The organism is Microcystis sp. M44BS1 (assembly GCF_020244875.1).
Lineage (GTDB): Bacteria > Cyanobacteriota > Cyanobacteriia > Cyanobacteriales > Microcystaceae > Microcystis > Microcystis panniformis.
Genome location: NZ_JADBVM010000126.1, coordinates 29,512 through 55,323 on the forward strand (window position 1 = coordinate 29,512; position 25,812 = coordinate 55,323).

Genomic DNA, 25,812 nt, shown 5'->3' on the forward strand with positions numbered 1-25,812 from the left:
GAAAGCAACACTTAAACAGGCAAACCAAGAGCCGATGGTTCCTCCCATTGACGTAATGTCAAGGCAAAAGGGTTTGGGATCAAAGATTGGTTAGTTAGGGAAATAATTTGGGAACAATTTAACTTGCCCTATGATAACCATAGATAAACAAAAAAAATACTTAAATGTAACAAAAAAACACATAAGTCGGGAGGTGTAATTAAATATCAGATTTATCGAGGTTGAATTGAGCTACTAAACCCACAACCAGCATAGGTAATCAACTGGACTAACCTATATTACAAATCATTAAGCCGACTGACAGCCTTTCTCATCATCCTCGATGAAGTGTAACCTAATTTGCTATCGACGACCGACTCCCCAAAAGCAAAACTTTGTACCTCACTATTAAGATAACTGCTATCAAAACGCGGATATCACTGCCAATAGAGTTCGGTTTTACCGTTATGGGATGAGCATTGACGGGGGTACTATTTTAGGTAAGGAATTTGTATCTAGTCAGTGATGAAGACGATGTTAGAGGGGTCTTTACCGAAATTAAGCGATATTTTCCCGCCAACTGACCATCAGGACCGGGAAACTTTCACCCCCAATGCTTTTTATCCTAATTTATCAGAATGGCTCAAGCGATCGCAACTGAAAGCGGAAAGTGAATGGTTCGCAGCGATCGCATCTTTAGAAAATATCTTATTACAAAACCCAAATAATGCTGCCAGTCGGGGTTTAATTCTCTCCGGTCCGACGGCCTTAGTCAGAGAAAGCAAGGCTTTAACGGGTTTTAAATTTGGTGTTTTTACCGTTAAAGCTTTAAAACATTTACCATGGCTGGGTTTGCAATTGCCTTCTCAGGAAAAATCCGCCGCCGATATTTCCCCGACAGAGATTCATGAATTGCCTCTCTTGCCAACGGATCCGATTGCTAATGAAAGATTTTGTCTGGTTTTTAGCGAAAGTTTCTCTCTTTTGCTGGTTTTAGGCGAGGATCAGTGGGGTTTGTCCTCTTTTCAATTTTCCTTTGATCCCGTCCTCACTCAGCAAGCTTGGCAGCAGTTGCGGCAACGATTAGTTAATCTGCGTTATCCGCAAATCGAGACTTTAGAGGCAATTATCGAGGCTAATGGCAGTCCCTCGCCGGATTATCGTCTAGTTAGCCAATTTAGTCGCCAATTACTGCAAAATTTACCCGACCAGTCTAACTTAGACCTGAAAAAAACGAAGTCGTCTATCAATAGCGAAATCACTCCGCCAAAGGAAGATAATTCTAATTTAGAATCGGGTTGTGATTTGGAATTATTGCGCGCTTTAACCCACGAAATTCGCACCCCTTTAACCACCATTCGCACCATTACCAGATTATTGTTAAAACGGGCAAAAGTAACGGAAGATGTGCAGAAATATTTAGAAACAATCGATTTAGAATGTAGTGAACAAATTCAGCGCATGGAATTAATTTTCCGAGCCGCAGAATTGGGTATTAATCCTCTGGGGGATAAACCGATTCAATTAATTCCAATTGCTCTAGAAAAAGTCTTTCAAGATAGTATTCCCCGGTGGCAAAAACAAGCTAAAAGGCGCAATGTCAATTTAGAAGTTAATGTACCGAAAAAATTGCCTTCGGTAATTAGTGATCCGAATTTATTGGATCAAATGTTAAATGGAGTCGTGGAAAAATGTACTCGCAGTATGGCTAGTGGTGGCCTGTTGCAAGTACATATATCAACGGCAGGAAATCAATTAAAAATGCAGTTTCAAACTCAAATAAAATCACCTAATCTTACCCTCAAAGCTTTGGGAAAAGTCCTAATGTTTCAACCAGAAACCGGTAGTTTAAGTCTGAATATGAAGGTAACTAAAAACCTTTTTCAAGCTTTGGGAGGTAAATTTATTGTGCGTGAAAAACCCGAAGAAGGTGAGATTTTAACCATTTTCTTGCCCCTCGGACGCATTAAATAAGTTGGGATTATTCTAAAATTTGCATCTTGGAAAATAGGGAAACTTGCCAAGAGGATGCTATACTAGGGCAAACATTATTAATAGTTGCCATGGAAAAAACTGTTTTAATTTTAGGTGGCACTGGTCGCATTGGTCAAAGTGTCGCCCTAGATATTATTAATCATACTGCAGCTAAAATTATTATCACAGGACGCAAGGAAAAAGCGATTAAATTACTGCCAAGAATGCAGTTTTTGGCTTTAGATTTAGAAGAAATAGACAAGCTTAGACAAGCAATTAAAAAGAGTGATTTAGTTATTCATTGTGCCGGTCCCTTTCATTATCGCGATGGCAGGGTAGTAAAAATTTGCATCGAAGAAAAAGTCAATTATATTGATGTTAGTGATCATCGTTCTTTTTATCAAAAGTTAATCCCCTATCGAGAATTAGCGATAAAAGCGGGAATAACTGCCGTGGTTAATACGGGAATTTTCCCCGGTATTTCTAATAGTATAGTGCGAGAGGGAGTCGAACAGTTAGATAGGGTAGAAACGATCCGTTTAAATTATGCCGTAGCCGGTTCAGGAGGTGCGGGATTAACTGTGATGCGGACAACTTTTCTCGGTTTAAAAAAGCCTTTTTTAGCTTGGATTGAGGGAAAATGGCAAGAGATTAAACCCTATACTGCTAGAGAAGTAATTGACTTTCCCGCTCCTTTGGGTAAAACTGGTGTTTATTGGTTTGATATGCCAGAAACCTATACTTTTGCTGAATCTTTTCCAGTGCAAAATGTGATCACAAAATTTGGTTCTATTCCCGATTTTTATAATCATTTAACTTGGATTACTGCCCATATTTTTCCCGATGCTTGGGTAGAAAGTTCTCGGGGAATCGAGTTTTTTTCCCAAGTTAGTTATCGCATGACAGAAGTAACCGATAAATTTTCGGGAATTGGGGTAGCAATGTTAGCAAAAGTCGCCGGATGGCAAGGGCAGCAAAAAGCAGTTTATCAAGCAACTATGGTTCACGAGAACACTGCTCAAGCAGCTGGCTGGGGAACTGGCAGCGTGGCAGAATTAATCTTAGGGGCAAAACTCCAAAAAGCCGGGATTTATCCCGTGGAACAGGTGTTATCCACAGAACTATTCCATGCTACGATGAAAAAAAGAGGTATTAAACTCGATCGCTCCTGTGCAATTGTGGCTTAGAAGATGAAAAAAATCTGGCGTTACCTAGGACTGTTTTGTTTAGTTTTGTTACTGACTTTATCCCCTATCTTGAGGATAGCAGCCCAGAATAATCCTGCTAAACAAGGACAGGAAACACCCCTGGAAACTTTGGGAGAAGTTTTTCCCGTCATGCTTGATAATCAAGAACTTTTTACTATTCGGCAAGGAATAGGTTCTTTTTCAGCGCAAGAAAGAGCGAAATCGATTACAGCTAGAATTGAAAAAATTGCCGATGACGATGCTCTTTCTCCTGAAGATTTAACCATAAAAATCGATCCTGAAGACAAAAACCCTTCGATTATTTTGGGAGATACGGTTATTGCTACTATTACTTCTAGAGATGCTAAATTACACGCAGTCAATCAAGAAGTATTGGCTGAACGAGCTTTAGCAAAGATTAAAGCAGCCATTGTCCGTTATCGTCAAGAACGTCAACCAGATAAACTCTTAAAAGATGCAGCTTTGACGGTAAGTGCTACCTTGTCCACGGTTTTAATTTTCTGGGCGATGATTTTTATATCTTCGCGGGTTTTTCCCCAGATTCAGAGATTAATCACCTCCCTAGTTCCTGGAGTTGGATTCCAAAATTTTGAGATTATTAGTTCCAGGACAATAGGAATTTTTTCCCTAAGAGTTTTGCAATTTATCCGCACTCTGATTATTTTAACTATTCTCTATTTTTATTTAACTTTTATCCTTCGTCTTTTTCCCTGGACTAGAAAATTTGGTGATGGTTTTCTACAATACTTTTTTAGTGCTTTAGAAGTTTTTTCCCAAGAGATAGCAAAATATTTACCCAATATTTTTATCATACTGCTAGTTGTTTTTATAACTCACTATCTGTTGAGGGCAATTAGACCATTTTTCACGGCATTGGAAAGAGAAAATTTAGTAATTCATGGTTTCTATCCCGATTGGGCAAAACCAACCTATAATTTACTGTCACTGCTGATAATTGCCTTAGCTATAGTCATCGCTTTTCCCTATCTACCCGGATTTAATTCTCCTGCTTTTCAGGGGGTGTCGGTATTTTTAGGGGTGCTATTTTCCTTGGGTTCTACCTCTGCTATTGCTAACGTGGTGGGGGGAATTATCCTCATCTATACCCGCTCTTTTCAACTAGGAGATAAAATTTCTATTGGTGATGTTATTGGGGATGTGATTGAAAAAGGATTATTAGTCACCCGTATTCGCACACCGGCTAATAAAATTATCACGATTCCTAATTCATCGCTGTTAAACACCAATGTGATTAACTTTAGCGTCTCTCAAAGGGAATTCAAAGAGCCTTTAATTTTGCAAACCACGGTCACTCTCGGTTATGATTTACCTTGGCGTAAGGTTCACGCAACCCTGAAAGAAGCAGCCTTAGCAACCCAATTTATTGTCTCAGAACCTGCTCCTTTTGTCTTGCAAACCAGTCTCGACGATTTTTATGTCAGCTATCAGCTAAATGCCTACACCGATCATCCTAACAAAATGGTGTATATTTATTCTGAATTACATCAAAATGTTCAGGATAAATGTAACGAAGTCGGTATCGAAATTATGTCTCCTCACTACAAGGCTCTCCGGGATGGCAATCACAGCACTATTCCTGAAAATTATCTGCCGGAAGATTATCAAAGTCCTGCTTTTGGTATTCAGTCAAATCCTCAGAAGTAATAATTTTCCTAATAGCTTTAATCGCATTTGTCAAGCCCTTTTGAGTTATTGTTGATAATTCTTCACCAAATTCACAGTTAATAGCAGGAATAAATATTCCCCAGGCCCTGGGAGTTTGTTGATAAATTGCTTGAGTTAATGCTAATAAAGAAGCGGGACTTTCTGCATGACCGAAATTATTCCATTCGGTAACTGCCGCTAATTTTTCTATCCGGATATCGGTTTGACTAGATAATACTGCATCAACAAAAATAACTAGGGAAGCATCAGCTATATCGGCTGCTAATTCCGGAGTCAATTGATGGGTAGCGATGACTTGCACATTAGTCCAATTCTCCCCGGCAATAATTTCGGCTATTCTCACTCCCACTCCGTCATCATTTCTTAAAGTATTACCGTAGCCGATGAGCAGTATTTTAAAATTATTCATGGTTATAGCAGTTATCTTAATGATGAGGTACAAAGTGGAATTAAATATAAGATGAACGTAGGTTGGGTTGAAGCATGAAACCCAACGCTCGCTCATGTTACGCTACCGCTAACCCATCCTACAAATAATTGTGCCTCCCTACTTATAAAAATCTTCGAGATGTTGTTTTAGTTGACGAATTGCCATACTACTATTGCGATTGTCGGCAATTTCTCCACAGAAAGAAACTAGATTTTGTAGGTTAAAGTTAGGAAAATATTGACTTTGATGGCGAGGGATATACTCTTGATTATCTAGCCAATAAATATAGAGATTTTTCTGACGATACAACCAAATTTCAGGCACTTGATAAGGCAGATAATCATCCACATTCGAGTAACTGGTGACATCAATTTCTAATACTAAATCGGGGGGAGGATCATTTACCCAGTCAATTCTGGCTTTCCCTGCTATAGCCGGCCAATGGTCAATATAAAAACTATAATCTGGTTCAATACCACTTGTTTCTGGTAATGCCATGGTTACGGGAGTAAAAGCCTCGTACTCACGCCCCAGATAATCCAATAAGGTGATGATAATATTAGCAATTAAATGGGCATCACGTCCATGCTTAGGAAGTGGAGACATAAGCAAGACTTCTCCATTGTGATATTTGATTTTAGGCTGAGAATTGTCGCCCCTTTGCCGAGACAAAGTTTGATAATCTAGCCAGGTGGCAGGTAATCTCACTAAGGACCCCGCCGGTAGCTCGATTTTATCTAGTGAAACTAAGGCAAACATGGCGCAAGGTTCCAGGTAAATGATGAGAAACGCTGTAAAATAAGTATAGGATATCTTCGATGTTCTCGATACCCAGCTGAACCTAATCGATAAATTAACTGAGTCTGGTAAGAAAACTTAAGCCTTGATAGTAGTTTCTTGATGAGCCAAAAATTATGCTATCGACTAACACAGTTTCCCCCCATATTATTCCCCCTCTCGAAAATGGCGATAGATTAACCCGTCCCGAATTCGAGCGCCGTTATCAAGCAATGACACAGCTAAAAAAAGCTGAATTAATCGCAGGAGTTGTTTATATGGCAGCCGCAGTGAGAGCCAAAAACCACGGTAAACCCCACGCTAATATTATCGGTTGGTTAACTGCCTACGAAGTGGCGACACCGGGAGTAGAAACACTGGATAATACTACTGTGCGACTGGATGGGGATAATCAACCACAACCAGATGCTTTATTAAGAATAGAAACCGGTGGACAATCAAGCATTAGTGAAGATGATTATGTAGAAGGCGCGCCGGAATTAATCGTAGAAATTGCCGCTTCTACTGCTTCCTACGATTTACACGAAAAACTCAAAGTTTATCGTCGCCATGGAGTGCAAGAGTATATTATCTGGCGAGTTTATGATGTTCAATTGGATTGGTTTCGCTTAACTGATGGGGAATATTTGCCCCTAGAATCTAATCAAAATAACATCTTTTGCTCCCAAGTCTTCCCTGGATTATGGCTAGATAAAAATGCTTTATTATCGGGTAATTTAGCCGAAGTTTTGGCAATGTTACAGCAAGGAATAGTTAGTCAAGAACACCAAGATTTTTGTCAAACTTTGGCTAATAAATAACCCAGATAAACTTGATTTTTCTCTGAGAACGTAGGTTGGGTTGCAGCAGGAAACCCAACGCTAATAAATAACCCAGATAAACTTGATTTTTTTCTTAGTTGCCCAGAGATGGCTCAGAAAGATTAGCTGATTTTTCTTGCCAATCTTGACCGATTTTAATCGTCACATCAGAAGCGAGATTACCCGTACTTTCCACCAAAACTTCCCCGACACCAAGGCTATTATGCAGGGCAGCAGCGAGGGAATTATCCCCTTTTTGAGCAATAATTTTGGTAGTTTCTAGAATTGGCGATGAAGACTTAGAGACAAAAACATTTTCATAACCCAATGAGCGCAGATATCTGACTAGAGTTTGCACCGCTTCTGGATTATCGGTGCTATCTTCCACAGCTATGCGAGTCGGTTGCGTGGTTTCTTCGATGTCAGCCATAAAAGAGCCGTGGTTAAAATGTTGAGCCACTAGCTCTTGAATTTTACTTTGATTGGGTAGCCAATAACTGATCCCTTGCCGACCATCACCATTAAAGTCTCCGGGTAGCAGTAGCATTTGCACATCAGCGCGCTGAGTTTTGGAGGCAAAACCGGCTAGGGCGAGTAACTCCTCTAAACTGAGATTAGTATCGATATGAGTGCGGATAACCTTAATAATATCGGGAATTTTCAATAAAGTTGCTGGTTTTAGGGTTTGTTCCACTAAAGACCGCATTAATTGCTGTTGTCGTTGGATACGACCGATATCGCCGTTAGCATCGTAACGAAAACGGGCAAACTGGAGGAATTTCTCGCCGTTGAGGTGTTGTTCCCCTTTTTTCAGGTCAATGTAGAGGTGTTGACTAAAATCTTTATACTTCATGTCTTTGGGAACATATACCGTCACCCCCCCCAAAGCATCAATTAATTTTTCCACACCCTGCACATTAATGCGAATATAGCGATCGATAGCGACTCCGTCCAAAAGATGACTAACCGTTTCCGCCGTTAAAGCAGGTCCACCGAGGGCGTTAGCTTCATTGATTTTTTTCTCCCCATAACCCTCGATATCGGTGCGGGTATCCCGGGGGATGGAAAGCATGGTTAACTTCTGTCTTTGGGGGTCAAAACGCAGTAACAGCATGGTATCGGTTAAACCATCTAAGGAATTAACCGGGGCATGATAACCCAAATCTGGGGTTTGTGCCTCCTTGACATCGGATGTCAACACTTTAGCCCCAACTACCAGAATATTAACGGGACGGTTGAGGGCGGGAAGTTGCAGATTTTGATAGGATATGGCCTGCTGATTGTTAAAAGCGGCGGCTTCTTCGGGACTAAGAGCAGCTTGTCGCAAAGGTGTGGAGGAGAGAGACACAGCCAACATAGCGCCCGCCGTAGCGGAAACTAGGGCGCAGCCGGTTAAGCCTAGGGCTGTCAGGAACCATTTACCGGACAATCGCCGCTTTTTAACAGGTTTAGCCGCTAATTTGCTTGATTTTCCGCTTTTAAGCCTTGATTTTGTCTTATTAACCACAAATTGCCTCACACGGTCACTAAATATCTCCCTAAAACCATATTTTAAAGAGATGAACTATTTTTTTTCTCAGATACCCGGAAAAGATTATGAAACTAATCGGGTTTTCTAGAGAGTTAGCAGATAATATAGCAGAATTTTTCCTTATAATTGTTCTGCATCGCAATTTTGTCGAAATATCTAGGGTTTGCTGGTGGGGAAGTGGGGAATGGGGAAGTGGGGAAGTGGGGAAGTGGGGAAGTGGGGAAGTGGGGAAGTGGGGAAATTGAACTAAAACCCCAAAACCCCAAAACCCCAAAACTCCAACCCCCAACACCTAAAACCTGTCTCGGAGTCTCCTATCTCCTATCTCCTATCTCCTCATTGGCTGATTTTCTTGTGCAGAAATAACTTTTGTGGTCGATTAAATAACCAATTGCTCAACCAACCGTCGGTTTTTTGCAGACGATAACCGCTACTTAAGTAGAGTGACTGGGCCGCTAGATTATTATCGAGAACATGGAGGGAAAGTTCCTCAAAACCCCATTCTCTAGCGATCTGTTCACACTTGAGCAGCAATCTCCGGGCCAGACCGGCACGCCGGCGATCGGGACTAACGGCTAAATTAGAAATATAAGGAATGGGAACGGCTAAAAAAGAACTGGATTTTAAGCAGATTTCCGCGGTAGCGACAATAACTTCCTGAGGACCCGTGGCGGTGACGCTGGTTTGACTGACTACCAGACAGTGATAGTAGGGGGTATCGGCGCGCAATCGTCCCCGTAAGTCCTCGTAAATGCCCAATTTAAAGATAGGACGCAGAAAAGACCAATAATTGGCCGTGGGGAAAAAACTATCGGTGAGAATTTCCGCCAAGCTTTTGAGATCTTGGCTTTGGGCCAAACGCACCTCGATGGTAATGGCGGCAGTGTCACCGGTCGCTTCCGAGTCGGAGGGATTAGACAATAGGTATGAGATAAAACAGGAGTCCACTTTAATCACAGGAGTCGGCAGGGAAGGTGGGGATGGCAGTCCTTATCCGGGAAAGGTAAATAGGGGTGGGAGCTAGTTGGGAGAATCAAGCATCTATCTTAGGGAGAAGACCGCAATTTTTCAAGACTACTGAATCAAAATCTCATCCATTCTACTGCCTATAGCCCCAGTTGGGGGAAAGACCGCTATTTTTCGGGAATTTTTTTTGATCGCTGGGCCATGGTTAAGATGGGACGATGCCAGTCAGAACTAATTTCTTTCTTTTTGGGTCAATTAACTATATTCTTTAATCTAATCTATCCTCCTATCCCCCTCTATGATCAAAGAAATTTCCGCTTATTTGCAAGTGTTCCGCAGTCAAAAAATGGCGGCTTTGTTATTCTTAGGTTTCGCTTCTGGATTACCCTTATTTCTCACCAGTCGCACCCTGCAAGCTTGGATGACCACCGAAGGAGTTGATCTGAAATCGATCGGTTTATTTAGTTTAGTCGCTCTCCCCTACTCTCTCAAATTTCTTTGGTCTCCCTTACTCGATCGCTATGTTCCTCCTTTTCTTGGTCGTCGTCGCGGTTGGATTTTAATCGCTCAAATTTGTTTAACTTTAGCGATTGGTTTCATGGCTTTTCAACAACCAAAACAATCTTTGGAATTATTGGCAATTAATGCTCTACTGATCGCTTTTTTTAGTGCCACTCAAGATATTGCCTACGATGCCTATCGCACAGATATTTTAGAAAAATGGGAGATGGGTGCTGGGGTAGCGATCGGGGTTTTAGGTTATCGTTTGGCTTTAATTTTAACTGGTTCGATCGCTTTAATTTTAGCCGATCACTTTCCCTGGCCCCTCGTCTATCTTTTCCTAGCTGCACTGATGGCTTTAACGATTATTTGGTCTTTTTTCGCCCCGGCTACTCCCCCTAGAGATGATACTCCCCAAACTCTTTTAGAGGCGGTTTGGTTGCCTTTCCAAGAGTTTTTTCAACGCTATCGATTCGGTCAAGGAATCGGCATTCTCGCCTTTATTGTTCTCTATCGTTTAGGGGATGCTTTAGTTAATAATATGGTGACTCCTTTTCTCTTAAAAACTGGTTTCAGTCAAACCGATATCGGAGCGATCCAAGGGGGCTTGGGCATGATAGCAACTATGGTGGGAGTTTTATTAGGTGGTTCCCTGTTAAGTCGTTGGGGAATTAATCGATCACTCTGGATTTTTGGCGGCTTGCAAGCTATTAGTAATTTAGCCTATTTTATTTTAGCAAATTTAGGGCAAAATTATCCTTTTATGGTCTTAGCTATTAATATTGAAAACTTCTGCGGCGGCTTAGGCACTGCCGCTTTTGTGGCTTTTTTAATGAGTCTTTGCAATGCTCGTTTTACCGCTACTCAGTTCGCCCTTTTATCGAGTTTAATGGCCTTTAGTCGCGATATTTTGGTGGCTCCCTCCGGAGTTTTAGCCGAGGCAATCGGTTGGCAGTGGTTCTTTTTAATCACGGTAATTGCCGCTTTACCCGGGTTAGCTTTATTGCCTTTATTTGCTCCTTGGCAAGAGCCGAATTAGGCTAATTTATGAGCTAGGTAATGATAATTTATTCCTCCGATTTCACTCGCATAACTACTAAAGTCATATCGTCGCTACTGTCATTTCCCAACCCGGTAAAAGCGGCCACTTTTCCAAATAAATATTCTAGAATCTGTTCGGGATCGGTGTACTGTTGACAGGCTTCTTTAACTGCCGATAGCCAATTTTTCTGATCAAATCTTTCCCCTTGCGAGTTAACTGCATCGGTAAAGCCATCGGTATAATAAATCAGCGTATCTCCCGCTTCTAATTGCACTTGGGCATCATCATAGATAGAATCGGCCTCTAAACCAACTAATGTCCCTTCCGTGTCGAGAGGCTCTAACTCTCCCGTTTTAGCCCGCCACCAGAGGGTGGGATAATGGGCAGCATTACTGTAGCCAAGACGGCGCGTCAGGGGATCATACTCGGAATAAAATAATGTCACGAAACGATGAGAATTATCGAGATCGGCATACATAACCCGATTGAGATGACGCAAAATCTGGGCCGGGGAGTGACGATTTAACACTTCCGCTCGCAACATTCCCCGGGTCATGGTCATCAATAATCCTGCCGGGACACCTTTACCCATGACATCACCGATCACTATACTCCAAGGAGCGGTACTGGCTTCCCTTTCCGCCTCCGTTGCCGGTTTAAATTGATCGTAGTTGCAGGGGATAAAATCATAATAGTCGCCACCAACGCGATTAGCCGTTTTGCAGTGGGCTGCCAATTCTACCCCCTGAATTTTCGGACATTGCCGGGGTAAAAGACGATTTTGGATTTCGGAAGCGATTTCTAACTCTCGATCCTGACGTTCCTTGGCCCGTAATTCGATCGTTAATTCATTATTAGCTATAGCTACCGCCGTTTGATCGGCCACTAGCTGCAACAGTTTACGACGGGTGGGGGTCCAACCATAATCGGGATCGCGACTGAAAACGTATAAACGTCCCCGCTCACTATTTTTTACCAAAACAGGTGTACTATAAACCTGCGTACCCTGTCCGAGAGTTTGCCGGATTTTATGGTCGAGACTATCGAGAAGCGATCGATTATTTTTATTCTCAAGTGCCGCTTCTTGGTTTAATTGTCGGATAATTGCCTCTAATTGTCGGCGTAGTTCCCCATTAATTTGATTATCTTGGCAGTGGAGTTGATCGAGCGCCACTTGACCGTTATTTTTGCTCAAAATCAACGCCCCTCCTTCTGCATCTGCCACTCGTGCGGCCATCAAGGGGGTAAGATCGAGGAATTGGTTTAAATTATTGAAACTCCGCAGGGCAAAACCGAGGGAACTTAAAAGATTTTGAACTTTGTTTTGTTCACGATATAAACTGGCTACCAACTCTTTTAAAGCTAAAATTGGCTTGATATCGGTATTTTGATCGCCCATATTGACGGTGGCAGTGGTGAGAGTGTCGCTCGGTTCCGGCTCAGAAAGCATAAAATGATTTTTGTGGCGGTGACATGATTATAGCTAGATGGTCATTGGGTTATGACCTGTTTAAGTCTAACAGTATAGTGGATCTTTTCCTGACTGCCACAATTTAACCCTGATGTTTTATTATTTCTGTGGGTGCATCTCATTTTTGTCAATCTACTAAGTTGGGATTTTTCAGGGGAAACTCTCTTTTAAAATTGGGCATTACTTTCGATTTTATCACTCAATCCCAGCTTTTGGGGGGTTCTACCCCCCAAACCCTGGAGCGCATTAGTTTTTCGGTGGGATGCTTACAGACAGATGTTGATACATTTGTCATCATTTAAAAGTCACTGATAATTGCTGATTGTCGGTATTTCTGCAAATGTGAGATGCACCCCATTTCTGTTTTGTCACACCGAAGTCTGAGGCTGATAGCTTGACCTTATAATAGTTAGGAATATGTAACTCAATCCATTGACTTTATGACCTTGTCTCTCGATGTTCCCACGGCGATTAATCAACGTCGTTCCATTAAAACTTTTACCACCGATCCGATCGCCCCGGAACTGCTGAAAACCCTAGTAGAATTAACCGTTGCCGCACCTAGTAGTTTCAACATCCAAGATTGGCGAATTATCTTAGTACAGGATGAGGCACAAAAGGCCGCTTTAGCCGAGGCCGCTTGGGGACAAAAGCAAATTATCCAAGCGCCGGTTACTTTTGTTTTCGCTGCCGATGCTGCCGCAGGAGGAGGAGAGCTAACCCCCATCTATGAACAGGCCCTCAGTACAGGTGCTTGGAGCGAAGGCACGGTAAAATATTTTAAACAGGCAATCCCGGGATTTCAAAAGGATTTGGGCGAAAAAACCCGGGAATACGCGATTAAAGATGCGATGATCGCCGCTACTCATCTGGTTTTAGCTGCCGAAAGTCTCGGTTTATCTAGTTGTTTTCTCAACGGTTGGATCGAGGACAAGGTAAAAGCGGTGATCGGTGCTGCCGATCATCCCCATCTGGCGATCGCTGTTGTCGTTCCCATCGGTTACGCGGCGGAACCGCGGCTTAATCCGGGGCGTTTACCTTTAGATTACAATGTTTTTGTGGATCGCTTGGGTAATCCCTATCAAATCTAAACTTTAGCGATGACTTTCTCTCCCTCAGCTTGGTTAACGCCCTTTTTTTACACTCCCCTTTGGCGCGCTGGGGGTGTGTCCATCACTCTCGGTTGGATTATTGGCACTCTTGTACTATTTATTCTTGTCACCTGTCTGACGATCGCTTTTAAAAGTTTACTAAAAAATCGTCTGCTGAAAAGTATCGGTTTTGATGAGGGTAATCGAGAAGCGATCGCAACTCTGGCTAGTTTTGCTTTTGGGGCTTTTGGTTATATTATCGCCCTACAATTGACTGGATTCAATCTCGCTTCGATCGCTGTTTTAGCCGGTGGTTTGGGGGTGGGTATCGGTTTCGGTTTGCAGGAGTTAACCAAAAATCTCACCAGTGGTTTAACTTTGTTGGTGGAACGCAAGTTAAAAGTGGGCGATTTTATCGAATTTGAGCAAACAAAGGGTTATATCCGGGAAATATCGATTCGTTCCACCACCATTCGCACTGTTGATGGTGCAGAGTTAATCGTTCCTAACACAATCCTAACTAGCAATCGCGTCCAGAATTGGCATTATCCCGACTCGCGCATTCGAGTCATTATACCGGTGGGAGTTGCCTACGGTACGGATCCTTTGATAGTAACGGAAATTCTGCTGCAATCAGCCTATATGTCGGGAGAAATTGCCTTTAATCCGCTTCCCAAGGTGATTTTTAACGGTTTTGGTGATAGTGCTTTAAATTTCGAGTTGTGGGTATGGGTGGAAAAAGTCGAACGGTCCGCTTTTCTGAGAAGTTCCCTACACTTCATTATCGAGCATAATCTGCGTCATCGGGGCATAACGATTCCTTTTCCCCAGCGAGAGTTATGGTTGCATAATACCGACAGTTTTGAGGCAGTTAAGGAACAGGATCAGGAGATAGTTAAACCTGCAAAACCGCTATCGTTAAAAGAAATGTTATTGGAGGTGAGTTACTTTAAACATTTTAACGATCTGCAATTGCGTGTATTAATTGAAATGGGTTGTCGTAAACATCTCCAGGACGGGGATATTTTAATTAGACAGGGAGAAAGAACTAATTATTTCTGTATTGTTTTGCAGGGACAAGTGGATGCTTTTTATGAAAACGATAAAATCAGTCGTAAAATTTTTACTTTTAATAAAGGTCAATATTTTGGGGAATTACCGTTAATATTAGAGGTTCCCTATCCCACCACTATGCAAGCAGTGGGGGAAACCTTGTTATTTTTGCTCGATCGTCAGGGGTTTCAGCATCTTATCACTACTTATCCGGCTCTAGCGGAGGAATTCACTCAGGCACTCACCCAACGTCAAGAGGAATTGCGCGAATGTCAGCAGAAATTGGGAGAAATGGGGCTTTTAGACTCGGAAGACCTGAAAAATCCCGTCTCTTGGCTGCGACAACGGTTAAAGAGCTTTTTTGCGACTTAAAAGGGAATGACAACAGATTTACAGCCTTTTTTCTCTAGCAGTTATCTTAATGATGAGGTACGAAGCTGAGAATAGGGAGTCGCTACCTGCGGACAACTGATAAGATATCCCTGTTGTTTTCAGGGATGAGAAGATGTGGACGTCCAAACCCCCTCGTACTCCCAGTCAAACCAAAATTTAAGCCAATACTTCATCCATTTTAGCTTTTAATAGCAGGCTAGGGAAAAATCCTAAAATCCGAAAGAATAACCGATTTTTAACTTTAATTGACTTTGATCATGGCCATTAGTGGCAATATATCCCTCGATACCCCAATCGATCACACCTTGGCGATTAATTTGCTGACGAATTCCCATACCAGTGCGAATTAAAACCCCACCATGACTATTATCGCTGGTAATTACGCCCAATTCTGCTAAAAAAGTGCGATCAAAACGTTTCGGATAACCAATCGGTCGCGAATAACCGAGAATGGCAGCGGGTAAAAAAGATCGATCGCCGTTATCGGGGTCAGTTTTTATGTTTAAATCGAGATTAAGATGCAAGCGATCAAATTGACCGACAGTTTTACTGGCAATTCCCCGCAGACGAAAATCTAATCCACTAGCATTATTTCCCGTCGGTAATCCCACATCGGTACGAATAGCAAAAGCAGGAACATTATCGTATTCGCGATTGAAATTATAGAAAAAACCTACGGATAAATTCCCCACATCAAAATCCGTGTCATCACTATTAACTCGTCCTCCCACTTGTGGATCAATACCGATAATAATATGACCATTACGAATAATACCATTGAGGTATTCAAGCTCAAATTCACCACCGACATTGCTGTTTTCAGGAAAGACTAACCCAGTACCAAATTCTATAGATTGTTCTCCAAAACCGAGACTTTCAGCATCATCAAAAGAAAGGGGACGACCAGAATCCAGATTATTATGATCGTTGGCAAAAACTGGATTAGTTAAACTAACGACTGAACTCACAGCAATTAATAAAAATCTTCTCATTTTCTCGGTTCCTCTTGAGCATTGCTATGGTCAGGTTTTTTCTCCGTATTAGGAGGGTTTTCTGGAGAGTGATTTTCGTGGTTATGGTGTTGGTGATCTTCTCCCTCATGTCCTTGAGAATCATCAGGTTTTTTCTCGGAATTATCAGGATTGTCGTGATTATGACCTTCGTGAGAGATATCTGCTGGCATTAATCCCATACCCGGAATTCCTGACTGAAAACGATGATCGTGTAGTCCTTCACCACCATGATTTTTTCCTGCTGCCATTCCTTGATGATTAGCAGCCATTACTAACCAAATAGCGCGGGTAATTTGTTCGTCTTTTTGTTGGGGAGTTAGCCAATCTGATGCCAGAATATCATTAACCATATCGTGCAACATATGCAGGTTATCGAAGGTGTTAGATATTTCGGGAAAACGTCGGGCAAACTTGGGACTAAGTCCGGCAAACATCGGCATAAAAGCTCGATCAGTGCGATATAATTCCTTAGTATGGTATTGTTTACCCACCTGTTTATAAGCCTGTTTTTGTTCATCTAAAGTTTTCTCATAAAGCAAGTCATACATGGTTCCTTGTAACCAATGGTAGCCCCAAAATAAGCCATTAACTTTCGGATATTTCTGCCGAAAAGCTTTAGAATAGGGCTGGGAATCCAGATAACCCATATTCATGGGTAATCCCGTAATAGCATAGGGAACTTTTGTCAAGTAAAATTGATATAACTTTTCAATTTCCGCCTCTTTTTCCTTGTTGGTTAATTTGCTGCTGGCTAAAACATCAACGGTTTGAGCATGGAAAATATGCGCCCACTCGAAAACCTGTTCTAAAACACCGTATTTTCTACCAAAAGTTGGGGAAATATTGCCCTCGTCGGGCATAAATTTAGGCGGATTTTTTAAAACCCAATTAATTTTTTGGTATGTCTTAGTTTCTAAATCTTTCGCTTTTCCTGTTACGATATCTTCGTAAGCAAAGGCATGACCGACAGCGATCGCATTTAAGTCTAAAGCTAAATCTCTGACATTATAAATTGCATTGTTATAAACCCCTCTTTGGGGATAAATATGATTACGTTGCTTATTATATATCCAAGCTGGTATATTGTCAGGAATTGCTTGTAAAGTCTGAGTTTGAGGTGAATCAAGATGTAAATGTTGAGCAATGACAGGAGTAGAAATCATTGCTACAGTTACCAATAAAATTAACTTTTTCATGATAGTTAAACCTTGAGATTAGGGCAAATAAATTGATCGTCTTTTACAGGTGTATCCGTCCATTCTTGCAGGGTTTCGGTTAATTGTTGACGCAATAAAAGCAATTGTTCCACTTGTTGATCGATCTCAGCAATATGTTTAATTAATTTTTCCTGAATATCTCCACAGGGTAATTCTCCATGGTCATGAATTACTAAACATTCGCGGATCTCTTGCAGACTCAAACCCAAAGATTGTAATCTCTTGACAAATAGCAAGCGATGGACAGTATCGGGAGTAAATAGGCGAAATTGTCCCTCTGTCCTCTCAGGGGACTGAATTAGTCCTAATTCCTCGTAATAACGAATCGTTTTAATCGAAACACCACTTTCTAGGGAAAGTTGACCGATTCTGAGCATTATTTTTGCTCCTTAATCCTATCGTTCCCCCATGATAAAATCTCCCCTTGACTGGAGAATCAAGGGGGGAAAGAAATATTTTTTTTAATTGACTTTACACTCAACCCCAAAACCGACCAAGAGAACTTTTTCTAACGGTTCCCCCTCCTGGGGACGTTGATAGTTAATAATTTTGCGAATTCGCAGGTCTGGATTGATTAAAGTAATTGAATCCACGGAAACACTGCGAGTGTAATTGGTGGTCATTAATAACTCTCTGGTGGTAGAATCAAAGCGAAAAGCGGAGATAATTGGTCTTGCTTCTTCGTAGGCGCGATCACGAAGATAATCCCCTTCTAAATAACCATTATTTTCTGCTTTAACCACAAATAAAAGATTAAGATTTTGTCGTACTTCTTCCCCTTTTTCCGAGATGGTATAGAAACCTAAATTAAACCCGGGGATAGTTTCTAAATCAGCAATATCAGCATAGTTATTATCTGTCAGGACTTTCTGTTTAATCTCCCTAGTCAGGGGTTGAATGAGGAATTCAGTACGGGAACGTTCCACTTCTTGATCAGCTAGATAATGATAGGTTCTTTCCGTTTGCCAACTACCGACACAATAGGCAAAAAATTGCTGAAAAACTTCGGTATTCATAAATTTAACTCTCCTCATGTCATATCTTAATTTTAAGTTATTTTATCAGTAACTTGTTCCCTATTTTCAAAACCATAACAATCTCGAACCAGATAAAGTGGCCTACCCTTGACTTCCTCATAAACCCTGCCAATATATTCGCCAATAATACCAAGAGTCAGTAATTGAATTCCTCCTAAAAATAGGACAGCAACCATCAGAGAAGCGTATCCAGGTACATCGATTCCTAAAATAATAGTCCTGAGCATTAAAAAACTAGCATAAACAAGACTAATAAATGCAATGATAAATCCTACATAGGTCCAGACTTTCAGAGGTAAAAAACTAAAAGAGGTAATACCATCAAGGGCAAAATTCCATAATTTCCAGTAATTCCATTTAGTTTGTCCTTGATACCGGGGTTCTCGATCGAATAAAATTGATGTCTGTTTATATCCCACCCAAGCAAATATTCCTTTCATAAATCTTTGACGTTCGGGCATTTTTTTAATTGATTCTACCACTCGGCGATCAATCAAGCGAAAATCTCCCGTATTAGGGGGAATAGGAACGCGACTTAATTTATTAATGACTTGATAGAAACCTTCTGCTGTAAAACGTTTCAACCAACTTTCACCAATTCTAACCCGACGGGACGCATAAACCACATCATAACCCTGCTGCCATTTTTCGATCATTTCGGCAATTAATTCGGGGGGATCTTGTAAATCAGCATCAATAGGAATTACTGCCATCCCTTGACTGTAATCAATTCCTGCTGACATGGCAATATCTTTACCAAAATTACGGGATAAATTAACCACTTTAATTTGTGGGTAAAGTTGATGATATTCCAGGAGATTTTTGAGAGTATTGTCACGACTCCCATCATTAACGCAAACAATCTCATAACTGGTATTTAGTGCCTCTAAAACTGCTAAAAGTCGCCGAAAGAGAGCATGGATATTTTCTTCTTCGTTATACAGAGGAACAACAACAGATATTTTCACTGGTATTTGATTTGATAGCATATTAATTGACAAAAAACTAGAGAAATTTCCTAACCAATGTCAGCAATTAAAACTTGTTCGTACTTACCTGCTGCTTGTTGCCAAGTATAATTATCTTCGATTAATTTGCGAGCATTTCTAGATAATTTTTCTCGCAATTCTGCCGATTCAAAAAGACGACTAATCGCCGTACAATATTCCTCAATATTATTAGCCCTTAACGCTGCTAAAGGAACATTATTTCCCTCCACTGTTAACCCTTCTAAACCTCGATCGCTGGCCACCACTGGCACCCCCGCTGCCATGGATTCTAGGGTTTTGAACTTCATTCCAAAACCCGTTCTTAGGGGAATAACTGCCACAGTTGCCTGATGAAGATAGGTGGTCATTGATGGTACGCGTCCCGTCACAATCACTCCTTTTAACTTAGTTAATTCTTGCACTTCTAGGGATGGATTAGCACCGACTAGAGTTAAATTAGTATCGGGGTAAGTAGTTTGAATACGAGGTAAAATTTCCCTGGCTAAAAAACAGGCCGCATCGATATTAACCCAATAATCTAACCCACCGATAAACACTAAATTATGTCCAGCAGCATCCTGGGAACGATAGGGAAACAAATCTAAATCTACTGCATTAGGAATTAAATAAATCTCTCGATTGGGGGCAAATTCTTCCATTTGTTTTTGATCATCATCGGTGGTGACGACAATTTTTGAGAATTTCTGCACAGTTTTTTGTTCGTATCGACGCATGAGAGGAAGGTAGAGACGATCCCGTAATTCTTGACTAGAAACCCCAATTTCTAATTGACTTTTGCAGGTTTGATAGAGGGAACTATGCACATCAATTACTGTCCTAATTTGCCTTTGCCATTCGGAACGAATATAAATTTCATTAACGCTATGTTCACTGGTAATGACTGAGAATTTTTGACTCTTAACTGCCCTATCTATCCAGTTCTGCATCTCTTGAGAATAGCCAAAAAGTACATTGGGAGGGGTTCCCGTTTTCAGGAATTGAGCTAATCTTTGCAGTTTAGCAATTATTCCAGTTTTGGCATCTTGAGGACGGGGAAAAACTACCAATTCACTAACAAAGTTACCTAACTTTTCTACCTCCTCATCGCTGACATCAGCAGTACGCTGAACGATGAGAGTAATATCATGATTTTTGCTGAGATATTTGAGTAAATTAAAAGTTCTGCCCTGAGTTCCTCCTTTGCTGGGTGGATAGGGAAAGGTGGAACTAATCATTAAGATATTCATGGCTATTTCTCTAAACGATTTTCTACCATCATGCGGACAATATCAGTCATTTTGTATTGTGCTTGCCAACCTAATTTTTCCTTAGCTTTGTTGGGATTGCCGCGACTAATGGCTAAATCTGTTGGTCTTAATAAACTTCGATCGGAAATTACATGATCTTGCCAATTTAAGCCCACAGTAGCAAAAGCTGTGGCCACAAAATCCTCCAGTTTTGAACTTTCTCCCGTGGCAATGACGTAATCATCGGGTTGCTCCTGTTGCAGCATTAAATACATCGCTTCAACGTACTCCGGCGCCCAACCCCAATCCCTTTGAATATCCATATTTCCTAAGTGTAAAGTCTCGGGACTTCCTTGGGCAATTCTAGCCACGGCAGCAATAATTTTTTGGGTAACAAAGCGCTCGGGACGCAGGGGAGATTCATGATTGAAAAGTATGCCTGAACAGGCAAAAATTCCGTAGGCTTCTCGATAATTAGCCACTTCCCAAAAAGCCGCCGATTTGGCCACAGCGTAGGGACTGCGAGGACGAAAAGGGGTATTTTCGTCGGCAGAATTATCGCCGATATCCCCGAAACATTCACTCGATCCGGCATTATATAATTTAATTTTTGCTCTGGTAAATCGAATTGCTTCTAAGAGATTTAAGGTTCCCGTGGCAATACTTTCTAAGGTTTCCACTGGCTGCTCGAAGGATAAACCCACAGAACTTTGTCCAGCCAAATTATAGACCTCATCGGGCTGAATTTTAATTAACATCTGTAGGACACTGCGAAAGTCATTCAGTGCCATTGATTCTAGTTTTACCTGTTCCTTGATTCCCAAACGTTTCAGGTTACTAAAAGAGGACATTTGGGCATCCCGGGAGGTGCCACAAACTGTATAGCCGGCTTTTAACAGTAATTCGGCTAGGTAGGCTCCATCCTGCCCCGATATACCACAAATTAACGCTTTTTTACTCATTTATTTACAATAATTTACTTTTGCGGGTTTAACATCGCCTTGGCGGCCTCGCTTAAATAACCGATTTGTCCGTAGGCATAGAGAAGATTATCAAAGCTTTTAGCGGGATCATTGATAAATTTGACATATTTAACCAATCCTCTCACCAAACGCTCACCTCCTCGCCTAAATTGAGCCAATCCCGTCCTTCCTGCCACTTCTTCCCGGTAGTGTTCGCTGATGCCTTGCCACCAACTACGACGCATAAACCATTGACGATTGATTCTTTCCGGGGCAACATTGTGTTCCACCAATGCTGCGGGAAAATAGCCTACTTGCCATCCCTGGGCGAGTGCTAGTTCTGTAGTGTATAATTCCTCGTTAGAAAGAAGTTTTTTACCAATTCTTCCCAAATTAGGGTCAAAACCGCCAATCTTCTCCAAGAAATCTCGCCGGATTGAGTAATTAACCCCTCGCGGAGTTAAATCCGCTTGGCTGATATATACCACATTGTCGCCCAAATCGAAAGCCCCTAAACCCCCTGCTAACTGATCGGATAACCAATTGGGTTGACTGTAGCCTTGCGGCCAAATTAAGGTGACTTTTCCCCCAGCTACTGCCAGTTTTTGGTTATTTTCGTAGGCATTTAACAGAATTTGCAACCATTGAGGACTAGCGATCGCATCGTCATCCAAATAGGCTAAAATCGGCGCTCTAGTTTCCTTCGCCCCGCGATTTCTGGCGGTAGATAGCCCTAAAATAGGTTCGTAAACGTATTTTAGCCGCCCATCTCCCAGACGAGACTCGGCCACTTGACGGGTTTTATCGGTAGATGCGTTATCAACCACTAAAATCTCGCAATCTGGGCAGGTTTGCGCTAAAAGACTATCGATCGCTGCTGCTAGGTAGTGATCGCGGTTGTGGGTACAGATAATCCCTGCTATTTTAGGAGCCATGGCTATCAAGGTTACTCATTCAATACCCTAAAACTTAACATTCCTTTGCAAAAATGTAAAAATACTTGAGGAGACAGGATACTCCGAGACAGGAGACAGGAGATTGCTTTTTACTTATAGCGTTTCTCGTAAAGATGAAGTATAACCTAATTTGGTATTGACGACCGACGACCGACTCCCCAAAAGGAAAACTTCCTATCTCACCATGAAGATAACTGCTATAACACTCTCCACTGATAACTGATTACTGATAACTGATCACTGAAAATATTATGCCGAAAGTAACTGTTTGTATTCCCACCTATAACCGCGCCGATTATCTCAGCTATTCGATTAATAGTGTCTTGGGGCAGACTTATGAAGATTTTGAGTTAATTGTTTGTGATGATGGTTCTTCTGATCATACCCCAGAAGTGGTGGCAGCATTTCAGGATTCGAGAATAATTTATCGGCGTCATCCGCAAAATATTGGCAGAAGTTTAAATATGCGATCGGGTTTTACGGCTGCTCGGGGAGAATATTTTATTAAATTCGATGATGATGATGGACTAACTCCTGAATTTTTAGCGAAAACTGTCCCTATTTTAGATCAAGAAAAAAAGGTTGATTTTGTCTGTACCGATCACTGGATTATTGATAAATTTGGACAAAAAGTTGCCTCAGCAACCCAGGAAAATTCAGCAAAATGGGGCAAAGACAGATTACAACAAGGGATTATTACTGATTTAGAGAGACAAACTTTTTACTATCAAAGTTTACAGGTGGGTTCGACTCTTTTTCGTTATCAATCTTTAGCCGATGTGGATTATATGCGCTCTCCAGCGGATGGTTGTGAAGATTTTGATTTATTAGTGCGTTTAGCTTTAGCGGGAAAACAAGCTTATTTTCTGCCAGAATTATTAATGGAATATCGTTTCCATGGCGGTCAAACTAGCTTAAAACAAGCGGTTCACTTTTTGCAAGCAAAACTGTTTTGTACAGAAAGTTATCACTTTAATGATCTAAAATTAGAAGAAGAAAGAGTAAAAAAAGCGGCTTTTTTACAGGAATCTTTGGGAATAAAATTAATTGAAAAGGGAGAAACCGAAGCTGGGCGAGTTTTAATAGAAAAAGCCTCGCAATTGTTAGGAAAATCCCGACGAGCTAGACTGGGTTTACTGCTTTCCTATTTACCTCTAAATTTGAGACAACTGGCTTTTCAAGGTTTCCGTCAACTACGCTCCAAAGATTACGCCGAACAGGTAAGAGCCGTCTAAACTATAATTTATAGCAGTTATCCTAATGGTCGGGTAGGAAGTTTTCATTTTGGCAAGTCGGTCGTCGATACCAAATTAGGTTACACTTCATCTTTGTGGCAAAAGCCACCAGTTTTTAAATTTAACTATCTATGGATACTATTCACGTTACAGGAATTCGTGCCTACGGTTACACAGGATATCTGGCCGAAGAACAGGTTTTAGGTCAATGGTTTGAGGTAGATTTATCCCTAGAACTTGATATCAGCATTGCTGGCAAAAGTGACGCGATTGAAGATACCCTAGATTATCGACAGGCGATCGAAATTGTCAAACACCAGATTGAAACCAGCAAATTTGCCCTAGTGGAAAAATTGGCCACGGTTATCGCTGAGGATATCCTACAACTCGATCGAGTGCGACAGGTAAGAGTACAATTATCGAAACCTGCCGCCCCAATTCCCCATTTCACCGGTAAAATCACCATCGATATTACTAGATCTCGTTGAGTTTACGGGTATGATCGACTAAACTTCGCGCAAAAGCGTCAAAACGTTGGGAAAGCTTCTCGTCAAGGATTTCTCCTTCTTCGTTGAAGACTTTCCACGCTTGTCCTAAACCAATTTGTTCCGGAATTACCCAAGCGTGAACCCAACGGAGAATGATTCTTAAGTCATTTAGGGCGTTACTATTGGATTGGCCGCCTAAAACACTGATTAATCCAGCAACCTTTCCCGATAACTCCTCAAAACTCATTAAATCTAGGGCATTCTTCATCACACCACTGACACTGCCATGATACTCCGGTGTCGCCAAAATTAATCCCGCTGCCGATTTAACCGTTTGCTGCATTTTGGCCACATCGGGATAGTCAGAATAGTCATCTCCCCCGTTACAGAAGGGTAAAGAGAGTTTTCTCAGGTCAATTATCTCTGTTTCTACTCCTAACGCCTGTACTCGACTGATAGCAACTTCTAACGCCATCGCACTATAGGATCCGGGGCGTAAACTGCCATTAATACCAACAATTTTGATCATAGAACTTATACAAACTCATAACGACTACATATAAGCTAACAAAAAAAGAGACAATTGGGGAAGCTTAGTTAAAAAAATATGTCGATGGGGCGGAGGGGGCGATCGATCTAAGTTTTAATGGGAGTAGAAAGAAAGATTTATTCCATTTCCCCTGATTGCCATGCCAGAATTTCTCGATTTTCTCAAACATAAATACGCCTATGTGGCTATTGGTGAATTCAAACCGGGGTGTTTTTCCGAAGCCCAAAAACTCTACGAAAAGGCCGTTTCCACCTATTCCACGGGATTCCAGGGGGCCTTTCTGCTGCAAAAACCCGGAACCGACGAAGGAATTGCCGTGATCATCTGGGATAAAATCGATGATATGGAGGCAAATAAAAGCGAAGCCCACGAATTATTGCTGAAATCCATGGCTCCTCTGTTTGCGAAACCGCCTGTCACCGATTTTTATGAAGTATGTAGCGAGATAGAAGGTTCCCCCGTTTAGGGATAATGTTTCTTTTCGGTGGCGATTAATTTGGCGGCTAAAACCCCGCCTAGGAAACCAAATAAATGTCCTTGCCAAGAAATCCCCGGACGGGAAGGCAAAACGCCCCAAATTGTGCCACCGTAGAGTAAAAAGACTAAAATTGACAAGAGTATAGAAGGAATATTTCTTTGGAAATAGCCCCGCAGTAATAAAAAACCTAAATAGCCAAAAATCAAGATACTTGCCCCGATATGGATGGATCCGGGAGTAGCAAATAACCAGACTCCTAACCCCCCCACCAGCATAGTTAACCCAGTCACAATAAAAAAGTCACTGGTTTCCTGTAACATCACCAACCAACCAAGAATCAGGAAAGGAACCGTATTAGCGATAAGATGGGGAAAGTCCCCGTGTAGGAAAGGTGCGAACAGAATACCCCGCAATCCGATGACTTGATGGGGAATAATCCCGAAATAGTCTAAACTGCCCCGAAAAACAAATTGATCTAAAATCTCTAACAGCCAAAAAATCGCCACAAAGGTAGCGAGGATTATTGCTTGGGTTTTTATTTCTTGCCGTGATCCTTGACTCATAAGATTGGTGGATGAGCTATTTTTTCCCATTATAGCCCCCCACATCAGTTATCAGTTATCAGTTATCAGTTATCAGTTATCAGTGATTCAGTTACCAGTTAAGTAGGTGGGTGGAATTAAATATAAGATAAACGTAGGTTGGGTTGAAGCATGA

27 protein-coding genes are annotated in these 25,812 nt (G+C 41.5%); 12 read left to right on the forward strand and 15 right to left on the reverse strand.

The genetic code is table 11. The features are described from left to right. Nucleotides 1-513 precede the first annotated feature (513 nt). From IM515_RS09905 to IM515_RS09915, 3 genes are all read left to right on the forward strand, one after another. Nucleotides 514-1,953 carry a sensor histidine kinase gene (locus IM515_RS09905; protein WP_287628722.1) on the forward strand — a complete coding sequence of 480 codons (1,440 nt, stop codon included), beginning with the start codon at nucleotides 514-516 and terminating at the stop codon, nucleotides 1,951-1,953. 89 nt (nucleotides 1,954-2,042) lie between these two features. Beyond that, nucleotides 2,043-3,140, forward strand: coding sequence for a saccharopine dehydrogenase family protein (locus tag IM515_RS09910; protein ID WP_287628723.1), 1,098 nt, complete (start codon nucleotides 2,043-2,045; stop codon nucleotides 3,138-3,140). A gap of 3 nt (nucleotides 3,141-3,143) precedes the next feature. Further along, nucleotides 3,144-4,826: a mechanosensitive ion channel family protein gene (locus tag IM515_RS09915; protein WP_287628724.1), complete on the forward strand. Its 1,683-nt coding sequence runs from the start codon at nucleotides 3,144-3,146 to the stop codon at nucleotides 4,824-4,826. Here IM515_RS09915 and IM515_RS09920 read toward each other — a convergent pair. Both IM515_RS09920 and IM515_RS09925 read right to left on the reverse strand, forming a co-directional pair. Next, nucleotides 4,753-5,256, reverse strand: coding sequence for a hydrogenase maturation protease (locus IM515_RS09920; RefSeq protein WP_287628725.1), 504 nt, complete (start codon nucleotides 5,254-5,256; stop codon nucleotides 4,753-4,755). The two genes, IM515_RS09915 and IM515_RS09920, sit on opposite strands and share 74 nt — an antisense overlap. A 138-nt stretch (nucleotides 5,257-5,394) precedes the next feature. Next, nucleotides 5,395-6,036, reverse strand: a complete 642-nt coding sequence (locus tag IM515_RS09925) for a Uma2 family endonuclease (protein ID WP_052275494.1) — start codon at nucleotides 6,034-6,036, stop codon at nucleotides 5,395-5,397. A 155-nt stretch (nucleotides 6,037-6,191) separates the two neighbouring features. Between IM515_RS09925 and IM515_RS09930 the strand changes: the two genes are divergently transcribed. Further along, a complete protein-coding gene (locus IM515_RS09930; protein WP_287628726.1) occupies nucleotides 6,192-6,875 on the forward strand; it encodes a Uma2 family endonuclease in 684 nt (227 codons plus the stop codon). 94 nt (nucleotides 6,876-6,969) lie between these two features. On the opposite strand, the gene IM515_RS09935 is transcribed toward IM515_RS09930, so the two are convergent. Next, on the reverse strand, nucleotides 6,970-8,382 hold the full coding sequence (locus tag IM515_RS09935; RefSeq protein WP_287628727.1) for an LCP family protein: 1,413 nt from the start codon (nucleotides 8,380-8,382) through the stop codon (nucleotides 6,970-6,972). A gap of 89 nt (nucleotides 8,383-8,471) precedes the next feature. Here IM515_RS09935 and IM515_RS09940 point away from each other — a divergent pair, with 89 nt between their 5' ends. After that, nucleotides 8,472-8,651 (forward strand): hypothetical protein, encoded by a 180-nt coding sequence (locus tag IM515_RS09940; RefSeq protein WP_287628728.1) that lies wholly within the window; start codon nucleotides 8,472-8,474, stop codon nucleotides 8,649-8,651. Continuing rightward, a complete protein-coding gene (locus IM515_RS09945) occupies nucleotides 8,584-8,772 on the forward strand; it encodes a hypothetical protein (RefSeq protein WP_287633172.1) in 189 nt (62 codons plus the stop codon). The genes IM515_RS09940 and IM515_RS09945 overlap by 68 nt, the downstream gene beginning before the upstream one ends. Here the strand turns inward: IM515_RS09945 and IM515_RS09950 are convergent. Then, nucleotides 8,743-9,363, reverse strand: coding sequence for a GNAT family N-acetyltransferase (locus IM515_RS09950; protein ID WP_287628729.1), 621 nt, complete (start codon nucleotides 9,361-9,363; stop codon nucleotides 8,743-8,745). The genes IM515_RS09945 and IM515_RS09950 overlap by 30 nt on opposite strands. Nucleotides 9,364-9,670: 307 nt before the next feature. On the opposite strand from IM515_RS09950, the gene IM515_RS09955 reads away from it, so the two are divergent. Further along, nucleotides 9,671-10,912, forward strand: a complete 1,242-nt coding sequence (locus IM515_RS09955) for an AmpG family muropeptide MFS transporter (protein WP_287628730.1) — start codon at nucleotides 9,671-9,673, stop codon at nucleotides 10,910-10,912. A gap of 28 nt (nucleotides 10,913-10,940) precedes the next feature. On the opposite strand, the gene IM515_RS09960 is transcribed toward IM515_RS09955, so the two are convergent. Then, nucleotides 10,941-12,365 carry a PP2C family protein-serine/threonine phosphatase gene (locus IM515_RS09960; RefSeq protein WP_002770587.1) on the reverse strand — a complete coding sequence of 475 codons (1,425 nt, stop codon included), beginning with the start codon at nucleotides 12,363-12,365 and terminating at the stop codon, nucleotides 10,941-10,943. A 461-nt stretch (nucleotides 12,366-12,826) separates the two neighbouring features. Here IM515_RS09960 and IM515_RS09965 point away from each other — a divergent pair, with 461 nt between their 5' ends. Together IM515_RS09965 and IM515_RS09970 are read left to right on the forward strand one after the other, a co-directional pair. Beyond that, complete coding sequence (locus IM515_RS09965) at nucleotides 12,827-13,477, forward strand: nitroreductase family protein (protein WP_287628731.1); 651 nt, start codon at nucleotides 12,827-12,829, stop codon at nucleotides 13,475-13,477. Nucleotides 13,478-13,486: 9 nt separating this feature from the next. Then, nucleotides 13,487-14,902, forward strand: a complete 1,416-nt coding sequence (locus IM515_RS09970; protein WP_287628732.1) for a mechanosensitive ion channel domain-containing protein — start codon at nucleotides 13,487-13,489, stop codon at nucleotides 14,900-14,902. A gap of 230 nt (nucleotides 14,903-15,132) precedes the next feature. Here IM515_RS09970 and IM515_RS09975 read toward each other — a convergent pair whose 3' ends face one another. From IM515_RS09975 to IM515_RS10010, 8 genes are all read right to left on the reverse strand, one after another. Further along, entirely contained in the window at nucleotides 15,133-15,915 is a 783-nt protein-coding gene (locus tag IM515_RS09975; RefSeq protein ID WP_287628733.1) for a hypothetical protein, read from the reverse strand. Next, on the reverse strand, nucleotides 15,912-17,132 hold the full coding sequence (locus tag IM515_RS09980; protein WP_287628734.1) for a hypothetical protein: 1,221 nt from the start codon (nucleotides 17,130-17,132) through the stop codon (nucleotides 15,912-15,914). The genes IM515_RS09975 and IM515_RS09980 overlap by 4 nt, the downstream gene beginning before the upstream one ends. A gap of 5 nt (nucleotides 17,133-17,137) precedes the next feature. Further along, nucleotides 17,138-17,530: a MerR family transcriptional regulator gene (locus IM515_RS09985; RefSeq protein WP_002797683.1), complete on the reverse strand. Its 393-nt coding sequence runs from the start codon at nucleotides 17,528-17,530 to the stop codon at nucleotides 17,138-17,140. 84 nt (nucleotides 17,531-17,614) lie between these two features. Further along, the gene (locus IM515_RS09990) at nucleotides 17,615-18,169 is read right to left on the reverse strand and encodes a phycobiliprotein lyase (protein ID WP_002770598.1); all 555 of its coding nucleotides are present in this window, start codon (nucleotides 18,167-18,169) and stop codon (nucleotides 17,615-17,617) included. 32 nt (nucleotides 18,170-18,201) lie between these two features. Next, nucleotides 18,202-19,179, reverse strand: coding sequence for a glycosyltransferase family 2 protein (locus tag IM515_RS09995; protein ID WP_287628735.1), 978 nt, complete (start codon nucleotides 19,177-19,179; stop codon nucleotides 18,202-18,204). A 29-nt stretch (nucleotides 19,180-19,208) separates the two neighbouring features. Beyond that, on the reverse strand, nucleotides 19,209-20,426 hold the full coding sequence (locus tag IM515_RS10000; RefSeq protein WP_287628737.1) for a glycosyltransferase family 4 protein: 1,218 nt from the start codon (nucleotides 20,424-20,426) through the stop codon (nucleotides 19,209-19,211). 2 nt (nucleotides 20,427-20,428) lie between these two features. Then, on the reverse strand, nucleotides 20,429-21,388 hold the full coding sequence (locus IM515_RS10005) for a GDP-mannose 4,6-dehydratase (RefSeq protein WP_190719422.1): 960 nt from the start codon (nucleotides 21,386-21,388) through the stop codon (nucleotides 20,429-20,431). 14 nt (nucleotides 21,389-21,402) lie between these two features. Beyond that, nucleotides 21,403-22,323 (reverse strand): glycosyltransferase family 2 protein, encoded by a 921-nt coding sequence (locus tag IM515_RS10010; protein ID WP_287628738.1) that lies wholly within the window; start codon nucleotides 22,321-22,323, stop codon nucleotides 21,403-21,405. Nucleotides 22,324-22,595: 272 nt separating this feature from the next. On the opposite strand from IM515_RS10010, the gene IM515_RS10015 reads away from it, so the two are divergent. Together IM515_RS10015 and folB are read left to right on the forward strand one after the other, a co-directional pair. Beyond that, a complete protein-coding gene (locus IM515_RS10015; protein ID WP_287628739.1) occupies nucleotides 22,596-23,579 on the forward strand; it encodes a glycosyltransferase family 2 protein in 984 nt (327 codons plus the stop codon). 131 nt (nucleotides 23,580-23,710) lie between these two features. Continuing rightward, the gene (gene folB / locus IM515_RS10020; protein WP_190719429.1) at nucleotides 23,711-24,067 is read left to right on the forward strand and encodes a dihydroneopterin aldolase; all 357 of its coding nucleotides are present in this window, start codon (nucleotides 23,711-23,713) and stop codon (nucleotides 24,065-24,067) included. On the opposite strand, the gene IM515_RS10025 is transcribed toward folB, so the two are convergent. After that, nucleotides 24,054-24,596, reverse strand: coding sequence for an NADPH-dependent FMN reductase (locus IM515_RS10025; protein ID WP_190719432.1), 543 nt, complete (start codon nucleotides 24,594-24,596; stop codon nucleotides 24,054-24,056). The two genes, folB and IM515_RS10025, sit on opposite strands and share 14 nt — an antisense overlap. A 160-nt stretch (nucleotides 24,597-24,756) precedes the next feature. On the opposite strand from IM515_RS10025, the gene IM515_RS10030 reads away from it, so the two are divergent. Next, nucleotides 24,757-25,083, forward strand: a complete 327-nt coding sequence (locus IM515_RS10030; RefSeq protein WP_147069971.1) for an antibiotic biosynthesis monooxygenase family protein — start codon at nucleotides 24,757-24,759, stop codon at nucleotides 25,081-25,083. On the opposite strand, the gene IM515_RS10035 is transcribed toward IM515_RS10030, so the two are convergent. Continuing rightward, on the reverse strand, nucleotides 25,080-25,688 hold the full coding sequence (locus IM515_RS10035; RefSeq protein WP_043996908.1) for a rhomboid family intramembrane serine protease: 609 nt from the start codon (nucleotides 25,686-25,688) through the stop codon (nucleotides 25,080-25,082). The two genes, IM515_RS10030 and IM515_RS10035, sit on opposite strands and share 4 nt — an antisense overlap. Nucleotides 25,689-25,812 lie beyond the last annotated feature (124 nt).

Coding starts and splice junctions, on each gene's coding strand:
- IM515_RS09905 (WP_287628722.1), top strand. CDS start 514: ATGTTAGAGGGGTCTTTACCGAAATTAAGCGATATTTTCCCGCCAACT.
- IM515_RS09910 (WP_287628723.1), top strand. CDS start 2,043: ATGGAAAAAACTGTTTTAATTTTAGGTGGCACTGGTCGCATTGGTCAA.
- IM515_RS09915 (WP_287628724.1), top strand. CDS start 3,144: ATGAAAAAAATCTGGCGTTACCTAGGACTGTTTTGTTTAGTTTTGTTA.
- IM515_RS09920 (WP_287628725.1), bottom strand. CDS start 5,256: ATGAATAATTTTAAAATACTGCTCATCGGCTACGGTAATACTTTAAGA.
- IM515_RS09925 (WP_052275494.1), bottom strand. CDS start 6,036: ATGTTTGCCTTAGTTTCACTAGATAAAATCGAGCTACCGGCGGGGTCC.
- IM515_RS09930 (WP_287628726.1), top strand. CDS start 6,192: ATGCTATCGACTAACACAGTTTCCCCCCATATTATTCCCCCTCTCGAA.
- IM515_RS09940 (WP_287628728.1), top strand. CDS start 8,472: ATGAAACTAATCGGGTTTTCTAGAGAGTTAGCAGATAATATAGCAGAA.
- IM515_RS09955 (WP_287628730.1), top strand. CDS start 9,671: ATGATCAAAGAAATTTCCGCTTATTTGCAAGTGTTCCGCAGTCAAAAA.
- IM515_RS09960 (WP_002770587.1), bottom strand. CDS start 12,365: ATGCTTTCTGAGCCGGAACCGAGCGACACTCTCACCACTGCCACCGTC.
- IM515_RS09965 (WP_287628731.1), top strand. CDS start 12,827: ATGACCTTGTCTCTCGATGTTCCCACGGCGATTAATCAACGTCGTTCC.
- IM515_RS09970 (WP_287628732.1), top strand. CDS start 13,487: ATGACTTTCTCTCCCTCAGCTTGGTTAACGCCCTTTTTTTACACTCCC.
- IM515_RS09975 (WP_287628733.1), bottom strand. CDS start 15,915: ATGAGAAGATTTTTATTAATTGCTGTGAGTTCAGTCGTTAGTTTAACT.
- IM515_RS09980 (WP_287628734.1), bottom strand. CDS start 17,132: ATGAAAAAGTTAATTTTATTGGTAACTGTAGCAATGATTTCTACTCCT.
- IM515_RS09985 (WP_002797683.1), bottom strand. CDS start 17,530: ATGCTCAGAATCGGTCAACTTTCCCTAGAAAGTGGTGTTTCGATTAAA.
- IM515_RS09990 (WP_002770598.1), bottom strand. CDS start 18,169: ATGAATACCGAAGTTTTTCAGCAATTTTTTGCCTATTGTGTCGGTAGT.
- IM515_RS09995 (WP_287628735.1), bottom strand. CDS start 19,179: ATGCTATCAAATCAAATACCAGTGAAAATATCTGTTGTTGTTCCTCTG.
- IM515_RS10000 (WP_287628737.1), bottom strand. CDS start 20,426: ATGAATATCTTAATGATTAGTTCCACCTTTCCCTATCCACCCAGCAAA.
- IM515_RS10005 (WP_190719422.1), bottom strand. CDS start 21,388: ATGAGTAAAAAAGCGTTAATTTGTGGTATATCGGGGCAGGATGGAGCC.
- IM515_RS10010 (WP_287628738.1), bottom strand. CDS start 22,323: ATGGCTCCTAAAATAGCAGGGATTATCTGTACCCACAACCGCGATCAC.
- IM515_RS10015 (WP_287628739.1), top strand. CDS start 22,596: ATGCCGAAAGTAACTGTTTGTATTCCCACCTATAACCGCGCCGATTAT.
- folB (WP_190719429.1), top strand. CDS start 23,711: ATGGATACTATTCACGTTACAGGAATTCGTGCCTACGGTTACACAGGA.
- IM515_RS10025 (WP_190719432.1), bottom strand. CDS start 24,596: ATGATCAAAATTGTTGGTATTAATGGCAGTTTACGCCCCGGATCCTAT.
- IM515_RS10030 (WP_147069971.1), top strand. CDS start 24,757: ATGCCAGAATTTCTCGATTTTCTCAAACATAAATACGCCTATGTGGCT.
- IM515_RS10035 (WP_043996908.1), bottom strand. CDS start 25,688: ATGGGAAAAAATAGCTCATCCACCAATCTTATGAGTCAAGGATCACGG.